The sequence below is a fragment of the Antarctobacter albus genome, assembly GCF_900101505.1.
Lineage (GTDB): Bacteria > Pseudomonadota > Alphaproteobacteria > Rhodobacterales > Rhodobacteraceae > Antarctobacter > Antarctobacter albus.
The window spans coordinates 1-12,765 of record NZ_FMZI01000021.1; the positions used below are offsets into that span (position 1 = coordinate 1).

The 12,765-nt window shown below is 65.1% G+C and carries 12 protein-coding genes and 1 tRNA gene; 3 read left to right on the forward strand and 10 right to left on the reverse strand.

Translation table 11 applies throughout. The annotated features are described in order from the left end of the window. From BLQ71_RS23765 to BLQ71_RS23790, 6 genes are all read right to left on the reverse strand, one after another. Positions 1–260 (reverse strand): IS5/IS1182 family transposase (locus BLQ71_RS23765; protein WP_074623506.1); only part of this gene is annotated, 260 nt, incomplete at its 3' end. Positions 261–1,169: 909 nt separating this feature from the next. Further along, positions 1,170–1,259: transfer RNA gene (locus tag BLQ71_RS23770), tRNA-Ser, on the reverse strand. A 74-nt stretch (positions 1,260–1,333) separates the two neighbouring features. Next, a complete protein-coding gene (locus BLQ71_RS23775) occupies positions 1,334–2,323 on the reverse strand; it encodes an SLAC1 anion channel family protein (RefSeq protein WP_074623507.1) in 990 nt (329 codons plus the stop codon). 158 nt (positions 2,324–2,481) lie between these two features. Further along, positions 2,482–3,579 carry a redox-regulated ATPase YchF gene (gene ychF, locus BLQ71_RS23780; protein ID WP_074623508.1) on the reverse strand — a complete coding sequence of 366 codons (1,098 nt, stop codon included), beginning with the start codon at positions 3,577–3,579 and terminating at the stop codon, positions 2,482–2,484. A gap of 140 nt (positions 3,580–3,719) precedes the next feature. Next, positions 3,720–4,100: a DUF805 domain-containing protein gene (locus tag BLQ71_RS23785; RefSeq protein ID WP_082024777.1), complete on the reverse strand. Its 381-nt coding sequence runs from the start codon at positions 4,098–4,100 to the stop codon at positions 3,720–3,722. Positions 4,101–4,237: 137 nt separating this feature from the next. Beyond that, a complete protein-coding gene (locus BLQ71_RS23790) occupies positions 4,238–5,608 on the reverse strand; it encodes an MATE family efflux transporter (RefSeq protein WP_074623509.1) in 1,371 nt (456 codons plus the stop codon). A 102-nt stretch (positions 5,609–5,710) separates the two neighbouring features. Here BLQ71_RS23790 and BLQ71_RS23795 point away from each other — a divergent pair, with 102 nt between their 5' ends. After that, positions 5,711–6,352, forward strand: a complete 642-nt coding sequence (locus BLQ71_RS23795) for a TIGR02453 family protein (RefSeq protein ID WP_074623510.1) — start codon at positions 5,711–5,713, stop codon at positions 6,350–6,352. Between the two features lie 3 nt (positions 6,353–6,355). Here BLQ71_RS23795 and ppk2 read toward each other — a convergent pair whose 3' ends face one another. Next, positions 6,356–7,363, reverse strand: a complete 1,008-nt coding sequence (gene ppk2 / locus BLQ71_RS23800) for a polyphosphate kinase 2 (protein WP_083342353.1) — start codon at positions 7,361–7,363, stop codon at positions 6,356–6,358. 166 nt (positions 7,364–7,529) lie between these two features. Here ppk2 and trpA point away from each other — a divergent pair, with 166 nt between their 5' ends. Next, positions 7,530–8,321: a tryptophan synthase subunit alpha gene (gene trpA / locus BLQ71_RS23805; protein ID WP_069209691.1), complete on the forward strand. Its 792-nt coding sequence runs from the start codon at positions 7,530–7,532 to the stop codon at positions 8,319–8,321. On the opposite strand, the gene BLQ71_RS23810 is transcribed toward trpA, so the two are convergent. After that, the gene (locus tag BLQ71_RS23810) at positions 8,309–9,664 is read right to left on the reverse strand and encodes an ATP-binding protein (RefSeq protein WP_074623511.1); all 1,356 of its coding nucleotides are present in this window, start codon (positions 9,662–9,664) and stop codon (positions 8,309–8,311) included. The genes trpA and BLQ71_RS23810 overlap by 13 nt on opposite strands. 3 nt (positions 9,665–9,667) lie before the next feature. Next, the gene (locus tag BLQ71_RS23815) at positions 9,668–10,204 is read right to left on the reverse strand and encodes a heme NO-binding domain-containing protein (RefSeq protein ID WP_074623512.1); all 537 of its coding nucleotides are present in this window, start codon (positions 10,202–10,204) and stop codon (positions 9,668–9,670) included. Positions 10,205–10,333: 129 nt separating this feature from the next. Between BLQ71_RS23815 and BLQ71_RS23820 the strand changes: the two genes are divergently transcribed. Then, positions 10,334–11,497: an alpha-hydroxy acid oxidase gene (locus BLQ71_RS23820; protein WP_074623513.1), complete on the forward strand. Its 1,164-nt coding sequence runs from the start codon at positions 10,334–10,336 to the stop codon at positions 11,495–11,497. 60 nt (positions 11,498–11,557) lie between these two features. On the opposite strand, the gene BLQ71_RS23825 is transcribed toward BLQ71_RS23820, so the two are convergent. Then, positions 11,558–12,721 (reverse strand): MFS transporter, encoded by a 1,164-nt coding sequence (locus BLQ71_RS23825; RefSeq protein WP_074623556.1) that lies wholly within the window; start codon positions 12,719–12,721, stop codon positions 11,558–11,560. Positions 12,722–12,765 lie beyond the last annotated feature (44 nt).

The window sequence follows — 12,765 nt, forward strand, 5'->3', positions numbered from 1 at the left end:
TCCTCACCGTGCTCGGCCGCCAGACCCGCCATGATCCGGGCGAAGACGCCCCGATCGCTCCACCGCTTCCACCGGTTGTAGAGTGTCTTGTGGGGGCCGTACTCCCTTGGGGCGTCGCGCCACCGCAAACCGTTGCGATTGATGAAGATAATCCCGCTCAAGACACGCCGGTCGTCGACGCGGGGCTTGCCGTGCGACTTCGGAAAGTAAGGCTCCAGACGCGCCATCTGTGCGTCGCTCAACCAGAAAAGATCAGACATGATCACCGCTCGTTTTCGAACCGTGAAACATGCCAGTCAGACCAAATCAATGGGTCCTGACCCTAGGTCGCTCATGATTTTCCGTCCATGTCACACAGCGCTATTAATACCATTGAGTACATGGGTGGGCGCACAGGTTTTGCGCTGTCCATCTTGTGGATTGAATTCGCTATATAATTTTGCCTCCTGAGAGCGGCGAAAAATCAGCGATGTCACAGTGGCCATGCCCGATAGGCCCGCATCGCTCAAAGCTGTGCCAATTTGTGCCCCTCGTGTGGGCGCCAAAGGCACGGCTGGTTGGCTGTTCGACCGTGTTTGCCGAAGCGGCCTGGCATGCCACATTCAGGCCGCTGTTTGCCCTCACGGTTGGCCCGAATGCTCTTCGCTGCGGTGCGCCCGAACGGCTGCTACTATTCTTTGCCGCGCCCGTCATGCCGCGCAGTCATCCGGCCGCTCACCGCCCCCCCCTGTGTAGGTCGTGCCACATCAAAGGGCGCGATCCTAGCTGAATGTCCGCTTCCACGTACTGACAAGGTTCGTTCGCGCTTGCGACTAACTTCCGGAAACCGCCCTTTCCGGCAGTGCTTGGAAAGATGCTGCGCTGCGGAAACTTCAGTGCTTCGATACATGCCGGACGATCAGCGAATGTTCGATTTCCGTTCCATCTCAGCGAACGCGACTCCGGTCGAAGTGCTCAGGCCGCCCTTCCGGAAAGTTATTTGGTTACAGTGCCTTGCAAAGAATTCACCAAATCAGCGCAGTCATCGGGTCCGGAGAAAATCCGGCTCAGAGAACGGATTTTGGGTCAACAGACGGCGCGGCAGTGTTTAGCCTGTCCGACAAACCCCTTTGAAAACACGGGAAAATTCGACCGCCGCCGTATCAAGAGAACGCTTTCGCGAGGGCAAGTGGCGGAGACGAAGGGATTCGAACCCTCGAGACGGTTTCCCGCCTACTCCCTTAGCAGGGGAGCGCCTTCGACCACTCGGCCACGTCTCCGCCGCCGTGTCTATGCGCGCGAAACGGTGGAAACAAGTCGAAATTGACAGCCAGACGACAAAACCCGCCGGTCTTCATTCCGGGCGACAGATCTCTCCGCGCGTCATGCCAAGAAGTGTCCGCCCCACGAGGCCCGTCACGATCACCACCAGCAGCACCAGAAGTCCCGCGCCCATCGCTCCATGCAGGCCTGAGCCGGAAAGCTGTGCGTAGCGCAGACAGGAGATCGTCAGGGCCGCAACCGGAAAGCTCAGCGCCCACCACGACAGGGCAAAGGGCGGGCGCATCGCCTGTGCCAGAAGAACCGTCGCAAGGGCACCGAAGGCCAGCCCGCCGTTGAACAGCACGCGCGCAAATCCGTCCAGCTCGCCGCCATTGAGCAGGAGCCAGGACAGGAAGGCCACAGAGGGGGGCGCCACGAGGATCGCCAGCGTCGGTTGCAATCGCCCCGGCAGGGCCGGTTGCGTGACCAGGCGCATCAGCAGGATCGGCAGCAACGCGGCCCAGAAGATCACGCCCGTCGCGAAAAACAGCCAGGACAGGTCCACGAAACCCAGCGGCACACCGGCCACCGGCACCACCACGTTGCCCACCGCCGGGATGAACCAGGCCGGGTTCACCTGGCCCAGACCGAAGGTCCGCGGCCCCATCCAGGCCGCGATCACCGCAAGGGCCAGCCCCGCCTGCAGGGCCGCGCCCGCCCCCCAGAGCCAGAGCGCCGCAGCAGGCAACTCGAACCTCAAGGCTGTGGCCACCAGCATCAAGGATATCGGAATGGCAGGAAAGAAGTTCAGCTTGACCGGGTGCGCCCATTCCTGCGCGATTGCCTCCGGGTGGCGCAGCGCCTTGAGCGCATAAACCAGCGTCACCGCGACAAGATCCGCCGCAGCCACCGCCAAGGCGAACCGTGACAGCCCCTGCCCCAATCCGAAATACCCCGCCGCCGCATGCAGCGCCAGCGCGAGGCCGGACAGGCCCATCACGCTGGCAAAGAGGGTGATCGGGAAATGTGCCAACCACTGCTCGGGCATGGATGCGGCGTGAGGGGTGGATTGATCGGTCATCGCGGGCCTCCGGGAACACATGGCCCTATTGGAATGTCTGATCCGGCTTCGCGTTGACCTGCATCAAATCCGCCCAAGCTCAGCGCCATGACAGCACAAAGGCCCCCTGCCCGGCGGGGCAGAGGGCCTTGGCATCACGTCCAGCCGACCAGGACAGGTCAGGTGTTGAAAAGGAAATGCAGGACGTCGCCGTCCTTGACCTCGTAGGCCTTGCCCTCGGCGCGCATCTTGCCCGAGTCCTTGGCCCCGGCTTCGCCATTGCAGGAAACATAGTCGTCAAAGGCGATGGTTTCAGCCCGGATGAAGCCTTTTTCGAAATCGCCGTGAATCACACCCGCCGCCTGCGGCGCCAGCGTACCGCGCTTGATCGTCCAGGCGCGGGCCTCTTTCGGGCCGACGGTGAAATAGGTCTGCAGGCCCAGCAACTCGTAGCCCGCCTTGATGAGGCGGTCGAGGCCCGCTTCTTCCAGCCCCAGTTCCTGCAGGAACTCGGCGGCTTCCTCGGCGTCCAGCTGGCTGATCTCTTCCTCGATCTTGGCGGAAATCACCACGTGCGAATTGCCCTGGGCCGCCGCCATCTCGCCGACCTTGGCGGACAGGCTGTTGCCCTCGGCCGCGTCGCCCTCGTCAACGTTGCAGACATAAAGCACCGGCTTGGAGGTCAGGAGCTGCAACATCCGCCAGGCCTTGGCGTCCTCGTCGTCCACCTCGACCACGCGGGCGGGCTTGCCCTCTTCCAACGCGGCCAGCGCCAGTTTCATCAGGCGTTCCTGCTGAACCGCCTCCTTGTCGCCGCCGCGCACCTTGCGCACGATGTTCTGCAGGCGCTTCTCGATGCTTTCCATGTCGGCGATGATAAGCTCTGTCTCGATGGTCTCGGCATCGGCGACCGGATCGACACGCCCGTCGACATGGGTCACGTCGTCATCCTCGAAACAGCGCAGGACATGGGCGATGGCGTCGACCTCGCGGATGTTGGCCAGGAATTGGTTGCCCAGGCCTTCGCCCTTGGAGGCGCCTTTGACCAGGCCCGCGATGTCGACAAAGGTCATGCGCGTCGGGATGATCTGGCCCGACTTGGCGATCCCCGCCAGCTGCGTCAGCCGCGGGTCCGGCACCGCCACGTCGCCCACGTTGGGCTCGATGGTGCAGAAGGGGAAGTTCGCCGCCTGCGCCGCGGCCGTCTTGGTCAGCGCATTGAACAGCGTCGACTTGCCCACGTTGGGCAGCCCCACGATTCCCATCCGAAAGCCCATCAGGCACACTCCATCTTGAATGACGGGCCGCTTCTAGTCGGGCAACCCCCTGCGTGCAAGCGGCGAGGCGCCCCCTGAGACGCAAAACCCCTCTTCCCGGGGGAAGAGGGGTGCGTGCGTGCCTTGAACTGACGAGGGGATCAGCCGAAGCGGTTCGGACCCGGGGTTGGCTTCTGGATGAAGAAGTAGATCAGCACGAAGAACCCGATGACCGGGATCAGGCCGATCAGCAGCCACCAGCCGGACTTGTCGATGTCGTGCAGGCGGCGGACGCCGATCGCGATGCCCGGGATCAGGGTCGCCAGCGAAAAGATGGTGCCCAGCACCATGATGCCCAGCATGCCGTCGATAAGGCCCAGAACGAAGGAGATGATGATGATGGCCAGGAAGGCCCACCAGTATTCACCGCGGTTCGAACGCCCTTCGAACTTGATGTAATTGGTAAAGAAAAGCTTGACCGCTTCTCCCATCCCGACCTGGCGGTCATAACCGCCGGCGCCTGCGTCCATTGTATGGGCCATAATCTGTGTCTCCTGAAAACTGTCCGTGGTCCCTGAGTGGCCCGGATGGTGTCCCCGATCCGGTAGGCGCAATTAACCACCGGACATGCACTCCCTCAATGGTGGAATACCCCCAGTCACCCGAAAAGCGTGCCAGATCAGGTGTCTGCCGTTTGCCGCGTCAGAATCGCGGGGCTGTGCATCCAGAACCGCCACATCAGCAGCCCCGCCGCCGCCGCAAGGCCCACGACCAGCCCGAACCAGATGCCCTCGCCGCCCCAGCCCAGGCCAATACCGAAAGCCCAGGCGCAGGGCATCCCGATGCCCCAATAGGCGATCCCCGCCATAATCATCGGCACGCGCGTGTCCTGCAGTCCGCGCAACAGGCCGATGTGGATCACTTGGGTCGCGTCGACGACCTGGAACAGCGCGGCCATCAGCAACAGCCCCCGCCCCGTGGCGATGATCGCGTCCCGCTGGGGATCGTGCGGATCGACAAAGAGGCTCATCAGCGTTTCGGGCAACGCGACAAAGACCGTCACGGTCAGCGCCGCCGCCACCGCGCCCAGCACCGCAACCACCCGCGCCCCGCGCAGCATGTGTTCCAGGTCACCCCGGCCCAGCGCGTTGCCCGCGCGCACCGTGGCGGCATTGGACAGGCCCAGCTGCACCATGAAGGCCGCCGTCGAGATCTGCAGCGCCACGCCATGCGCCGCCAGCGGAATCGTGCCCAGCCACCCCATCAGGACGGCGGTGGCCGCAAACAGCGCGACCTCGGCCAGGGTCGTCAGCCCGATGGGCCAGCCAAGGTGAAAGACCTGGGCGAACATCTCCCAGTCCGGGCGCCAGAAGCGCACCATCAGTTCATGTTCCGGCAGCTTGATCAGCGCATAGGCCGCCACCAGCACCAGCGAGATCACATGCACCGTGACAGAGGCGATGGCCGCCCCGGAAATCCCCAGTTCGGGCGCCCCCCAGTTGCCAAAGATCAGCGCGTAGTTGGCCAGCGCATTGGCGCCCGCGGCGGCCAGCGTGATCCAGAGCACCACGCGCGTATGTTCCAATCCGGCCAGGTAGTTCTTGAACACCATGACGCCAAGCGCCGGCAAAAGCCCGATGGACGCGATGCGCAGGTAGGTCTGCGCCAGCGCCGCCACCTCGGACGTCTGGCCCATGCCGCGCAGGAGCGGTCCCGAGAACCAGAACAACGGCAGAGTGACGAAGAAATAAAGGATCGACAGCCACAACGCCATGCGCGTCGCCCGCCGCACCAGCACCTCGTCCTCCTGCGCGGCATAGCGCGCCACCATCGGCATGATCGCCCAGGCAAAGCCCGACCCGAACAGGAAGACCGTGAAGAAGAACGATCCCGCCAAGGTCAGCGCCGCCAGTTCCGGCACGCCGTACCAGCCGATCATGATCGTGTCGGTCAGGCCGATGGCATATTGCGCCAGGTGCCCGCCGATCAGCGGCAGGCCAAGGCGCAGGATGGCGCGCCTGTGCTCGGTGTAGGACATGGGCTTGGTCATGCTCCGCCCATAGTGCCGGCCTCCGCCGGAGGCAAGGGCGCGGGGTGCGCAACTTGCCGACCTGTGCTAGGCTGTTCACAGGCGCCTTGATGGAGCTTTCCAATGGCCGACCCCGTTGATCTTGACCGGCTTTTGCCGGACGCTCGTGCATTCCTTTCGGAACTTGCGGACAACAATGACCGTGACTGGTTCCGGGACAACAAGGCGCGCTACGACAGCCAGCTCAAGCGTCCGTCGGAAAAATTGCTTGCGCGGATTTCTGCCTGGCTGGGAGAGACCCGGGGCACACCGCCCCGGACCAAGCTGTTCCGCCCGCACCGCGACGTGCGCTTTTCCGAGGACAAGACCCCCTATCACACCCATCTGCACATGATGTGGTCCCTGCCGGACGGGCGGGTCTGGATGCTGGGGATCTCGCCAGACTATGCCACGCTGGGCGCCGGGCTGATGCAATTCGAACCCGCCCAGCTTGACCGCTGGCGCGAGGCGGTGGCCTCGGACCGGGGGACGGACCTGGCCGCGCTGGTGGCGGAGGCAGGATGGCGCGTCGATCCGCCGTCGTTGCAGCGGGTCCCCGCCCCCTACCCCGCCGATCACCCGCGCGAGGACATGCTGCGGTGCAAGGGCTACGTCGCCTGGCGCGACGACCTCGACGAGGCGCTGGCCGCGGATCCCGCCGCCAGCATCAGGGAGGTCATCACCGAGTTCGCCCCGCTGATGGACTGGCTGGGCGAGATCGCCTGAGCCTCAGGTCCGGCGCGTGTCCGGGTGCAGCATCTTGCCAAGGATGTGATCCGACCGATGGATCACATGCCCGGCTCCGCCCACGATCAGCGGATCGGGCGCGCGGACGATCCTGTGATCCTTGTCCGGGTAATCCAGCGTCGACAGGAAATGCCGCATGCAGTTCAGCCGCGCGCGCTTCTTGTCGTCCGACTTGATCACCGTCCAGGGCGCATCGGCGGTATCGGTGTAAAAGAACATCGCCTCCTTGGCCTCGGTGTAATCGTCCCACTTGTCCAGGCTGGCCTTGTCGATGGGCGACAGCTTCCACTGTTTCAGAGGATCGGTCTCGCGGCTCTGGAACCGGGCCAGCTGCTCTTCCTGCGTGACCGAGAACCAGTACTTGTACATCCGGATGCCCGACCGCACCAGCATCTGCTCGAGATCCGGGGTCTGGCGCATGAATTCCAGGTAGTCGTTCGGCTCGCAAAAGCCCATGACCCGCTCGACGCCCGCGCGGTTGTACCAGGACCGGTCATACAGAACGATCTCGCCAGCGGTGGGCAGGTGCTCGATGTAGCGCTGGAAATACCACTGGCCGCGCTCCTGCTCCGTCGGCTTGTTCAGCGCCACGACACGCGCGCTGCGCGGGTTCAGGTGTTCGGTGAACCGCTTGATCGTCCCGCCCTTGCCGGCAGCGTCGCGGCCCTCGAACAGCAGCACGAATTTCTGCCCGGTCTCCTGCGCCCAGAGCTGCACCTTCAGCAATTCGGCCTGCAGACGCGCCTTGTCCCGCTCATAGGCGCGGCGCGACACCTTCTTGTCATAGGGATATTCGCCGGTCTCGAAGGCGCGGCGGATTTCATCCGGGGTCGGATGATGGCGCTCTGCCCGCGCGGGCAGCGGCACGGCGACCGGTTCGGCGGCGGGAACTTCGGCTTCGACGACAGGCTCGGGCTCGGGCGCGGCAACGGCATCGACGGCATCGGCAACAATCTGGTCTTCGGCGGGAGCGGTCTGGGATGGCGGCATGGGGTCTCCTTTACGTCATGGCCCCATCATCGCATGACCCCGACCAACCCGCCTTGCGACACGTCAAGAAACCGTCACGAAAGCTTCACCTTTTTCCATTTTCCGGGCGCCATTGATTTTCCCCCGCACATCCGGCAAGAGGCAAAAGCCTTGCAGGGAGTGAGCCATGACACGCATCGATTCCACCTTCGCCCGGTTGCAAGCCGAGGGACGGAAAGCCTTTGTCGCCTATATCATGGCGGGCGATCCCGACATCGAGACATCGCTGGCGGTGATGAAAGGCCTGCCATCGGCAGGTGTCGACGTGATCGAACTGGGCCTGCCCTTTACCGATCCGATGGCCGATGGCCCGACGATCCAGCTTGCCGGTCAGCGTGCGCTGGAAGGCGGGATGACGCTGGACAAGACCCTGCAGATGGTGCGCGACTTCCGCGCCGGGGACAATGACACCCCGATCGTGCTGATGGGCTATTACAACCCGATCTACTCGCGCGGGGTCGACACCTTCCTGGCGCAGGCCAATGAGGCCGGGATCGACGGGCTGATCATCGTCGACCTGCCGCCCGAGGAAGATGACGAGCTCTGCATTCCCGCGCAGAAGGCCGGGCTGAACTTCATCCGCCTGGCCACGCCCACCACCGATGACCGGCGCCTGCCCAAGGTGCTGCAGAACACCAGTGGCTTTGTCTACTACGTCTCGATCACCGGGATCACCGGCGCGGCGGCAGCCGAGGCCACGGATGTCGGCCCCGAGGTCGCGCGCATCAAGGCCAAGACGGACCTGCCGGTGATCGTCGGCTTCGGCATCCGCACGCCCGAGACCAGCCAGGCCATCGCCTCGGTCGCGGACGGCTGTGTCGTGGGCTCGGCCATCGTGGGCGAACTGGCCTCCGGCAAGCCGGTCGAAGAGGTCCTGTCCTTCGTGTCGGGCCTCGCCGGCGGCGCTCACTCTGCCTGAGCCAGCAACAGCCGGGCCATGACCGCGATCAGCTCTTCGCGGCGGACCGGCTTGGCCACATGGGCATCCACCCCCTGCCGCAGGTAGCTGGACACTTGGTGCGTCATGGCATTGGCGGTCAGGGCGATGATCGGCACGGTGCGCAGCTCGCGCGCCGCCTCGACTTCGCGGATCATGGCCGCCGCCTCCAGCCCGTTCATGACCGGCATGTTCACATCCATCAGGATCAGGTCATAGCCTTCGGCAAAATGTGCCTCGACCGCCTCTGCCCCGTCGTCCACCATGTCGATCCGCAGCGGGTAGCGCCGCAGAAGCAGGCGCAACACGCGCTGGTTGGTTTCGCTGTCCTCGGCCACCAGCACGCGCCAGTCCCGCGCCATCAGCACCGCCTCCGCCGCCGACGACGAGGTATCGACAGAGCGTGACCGCGGCCGCGCGTCGCGCACGGTCACCCGCGCGATGAAACACGCCCCGCCCCCGGGGGCGGGCTCATACAGCAGGTCACCGCCGAGCAGCCGGCAGATGCGCCTCGAAATCGTAAGGCCCAGCCCGGTGCCACCGAACTTGCGCGTGATCGAGGCGTCCGTTTGGGTAAATGCCTCGAACAGGCGGTCGCGCTTTTCGGGCGGCACGCCGGGGCCGGTGTCGCGCACCGCTATCTCAAGCACCTCGCCCTTGCGTCGCAGGTCGATATAGATCCCGCCCGTGGCGGTGAACTTGAGCGCATTGGACACCAGGTTGTTGATCACCTGACGCAGGCGCGTCGGGTCGCTGCTGAACCAGCCCCGCGCCCGCGCATCCTGGCGCACCCGCAATTGCAGATCCTTGGCTTCGGCGCGTGGCTCGTGGACCTGCCGGACCTCGTGGCACAGCGCATCCAGGTCGAAATCGCGCTCTTCCATCTCCATCTTGTCGGCTTCGATCTTGGACAGGTCCAGCAGATCGTTCAGCAGTTCCAGCAATGACAGCCCGCAGGACTGGATGATCTCCGCCATCTCGCGCTGTTCACCCTGCAGTTCCTCGCTTTCCACGAGGGCCGTGGCCATGCCGAGAACGCCGTTCAGGGGGGTTCGGATCTCGTGGCTGATCATGGCCAGGAACCCGCTCTTGGCGGCGCTGGCGCTTTCCGCCGCGGTCTTGGCCTGTTCCAGTTCCCGGGTCCGGTCCTGAACCGCCTCTTCCAGCGCGGCGGCCTGGGCCTGCAGTGCCGCGTTGGCCTCGAACAGGGCGCGGCTCTTGCCTTCCAGCAGGCGCTCGGCCTCCTTGCGCGCGGCGCGTTCGCGGTCATAGCGCCGGCGCAGGACCCTGCCGTCATCCGGCGCGCTGATTGCAGGAGAGCCCATGCCTCATGTCTCCAGCCGCACGTCAAAGACCGCCTCGCGCGGCGAGACGCGTTCCAGCCCGATCTGCGCGCCCTGCCCGAAGTGATCTACGCAGGCCTCTATCAGGCCGTGGCAAAAGGCGACCAGCGGGCGTTCGGACCGATAGGTCATCCGCAGGTGATCCGGGCCGATCCAGGCCGTGTCGAAACGCGGCAGCTCCGCGTCGGAATAAAGCTTGCGCACCTCGACATGCACCTCGCTCTCGATCGCGGCCAGCATGTCCAGCACCGTGGTCTTGTCCGCGAAGAACTGCGGATAGGTCTGCACGAAACGGCCATGCATCCAGGCACCGAACTTGCGTTGCAGGTCGTCTGTGGGGATGCCGGTCAGGTCGCTGACGGCCCCGACGATACGCATCAGTTCCGCGCAGGGGTAGTTCCCGACCGAGGTATAGGCGGCGCCGGAGTCCAGGTCGAGCTGGTCCAGGATGTCATCCACAGCCTCTTCGCCGATGGCCTGTTCCGCCATTTCCAGCAGTTCCGTGAACACGATGCCCTTCATCGGCCTGTCTCCTTGACCTGTTTGATCTTGCGTAGCGCAGGTCGATGAAGAGGGTCTTAAGAGTCGCATTGCATGAATGTCCCGGCATTGGTAATCGCTTCTTACCAATTCCCACGAAAGCGCCCTGCCATGCCCGTCATTACCGAAATCGAGGATCTCAAACGCATCTATCGGCGCCGGGTCCCGAAAATGTTCTATGATTACTGCGAGTCCGGCAGCTGGACCGAGCAGACCTTTCGCGAGAATTCTTCGGATTTCGACGACATCTACCTGCGTCAGCGGGTGGCGGTGGACATGGCGGGCCGGTCGACAAAGACGCAGATGATCGGCCAGGACGTCTCGATGCCCGTGGCCCTGGCGCCGGTCGGCCTGACAGGGATGCAACACGCCGACGGCGAGATCCTCGCCGCCAAGGCGGCCGAGAAGTTCGGCGTGCCCTTCTGCCTGTCCACCATGTCGATCTGCTCGATCGAGGACGTGGCCTCGAACACCTCGGCGCCGTTCTGGATGCAGGTCTACACGCTACGCGACGACGAATTCATGCAGAACCTCTTTGACCGCGCGAAAGAGGCGAAATGTTCCGCCGCCGTGATCACGGTGGACCTGCAGTTGCTGGGACAACGCCACAAGGACCTGAAAAACGGTCTCTCGGCCCCGCCCAAGCTGACGCCGAAATCCGTGGCCAACATGATGACCAAGGTCGGCTGGGGCCTGAACATGCTGCAGACGAAACGGCGGTTCTTCGGCAATATCGTGGGCCATGCCAAGGGCGTGACCGACCCCTCGTCGCTGGTCACCTGGACGGCGGAAAGCTTTGACCAATCGCTGAACTGGGACCGCATCCGCGAGTTCCGCAAGATGTGGGACGGCCCGCTGATCATCAAGGGCATCATCGACCCGCGCGACGCGCTCGAGGCCTGCAATGTCGGTGCGGATGCCATCGTGGTGTCCAACCACGGCGGGCGGCAGCTGGACGGGGCGCTGTCCTCGATCCGCGCGCTGGAACCGATCGTCGAGGCCGTGGGCGACAAGATCGAGGTCCACATGGACAGCGGCGTGCGGTCAGGGCAGGACGTGCTCAAGGCGCGCGCGCTGGGGGCCAAGGGCGCCTGGATCGGCCGCGCCTTCGTCTATGGCCTTGGCGCGATGGGCGAGGCCGGCGTGACCCGCGCGCTGGAGGTCATCCACAAGGAGCTGGATCATTCGATGGCGCTATGCGGACACACCGACATCGAGACGGTGAACCGCGATATCCTGATGGTGCCCCGGGGCTTTTCCGGCGACTGGGCCTGACGGATTAACCCACTGTTAATGAATGAAAATGTTTCGCGCGCGAAACAGGGCCCCGGCGGATCATTCCGCCGGGGTCAATGCGGTTGACGTCGCCCGGCGGACCATCGGCACCAGGACCAGCGGGATCACCAGCATCAGGCCCCCGACCACCGCGAAGGAGGCGCCAAGGCCAAAGCCCTCGGCCAGGCCACCCATCAGCGGCGGGCCGACGAAGAACCCGGCATAGCCCAGCACCGCGACCCGGCTGATCGCCAGCGCCTTGAACTCGGTCGAGACCAACCGCCCGCACCAGGAAAAGGCCATCGGCGCCACCACCGAAACACCCAGCCCCAGCACCGCGAAACCGGCGTAGGCCACGGCCAGCCCCGGCGCAAAGGCCGCCGTCACGGCGCCCGCACAGGTCAGCACGGCCGCCAGCCGGATAACCGCCGCCTCGCTCACGCGCTGCGCCACCACCTGGCCAGAGAAGCGCCCCAGCGCCATCGTCACACCCAGGATCGCCGGCCCCAGCGCACCCTGCGCCGCCCCTGCCCCCAGCGTGCGTTCGAGGTGCAGAGCCGACCAGCCCTCGGTCCCCTGTTCCGCCAGGAAACCCAGCAGGACGATGGCCCCCAGCGGCGCCAGCACCCACCAGGACAGCGGCGCGGCGGGCGGTGCGCCGTCCTCGGGCGGGGTCTCTCGCACCGGGGCCAGCGCCATCTGCAGGCAAAGCGCAACCACCGGCAGCGCCAGCGCGGCGAAGACGGCAAAAGGCGACCAGCCCGCTTCGCGCGCCAGCCCCGTCATCAGGGCCGACACCGCGTAAGAGGCAGAATAGATCCCGTGGTTGAGGTTCATCAGCGACCGCCGGCTTTGCCCCTCCAGCATGGACAGGCGGGCGTTCATCGACACGTCCAGCGTGCCAGAGGCCATCGCCGCCGCCATCATCGCCAGGGCAAAGCCGACCCCGCCGCCGGCCAGCCCCGGCAACAGGAAGGCCAGCGCCATCAGCAGGCCGGAAACCGGCAGATCGCCGCTGCCCAGCCGCCGCTGCGCCAGGGGCGCCAGCCACATGGCCAGCACCGCGCCCGCGGCAGAGACCAGCATGGCCAGGCCGAACCCGCCATCGGACAGGCCCACCTGCGGCTTGAGATCGGGCACCAGCGCCGCGAAGGCGCCCCAATACAGACCCACGGCCACGAAACCCGCCGCTGGCCCCCGGCTGATGATAAGATCGCGCAACATGGGGATCGCCTGCCACGGTCCGCCGCCCTCGTCCAGCGCGAAAC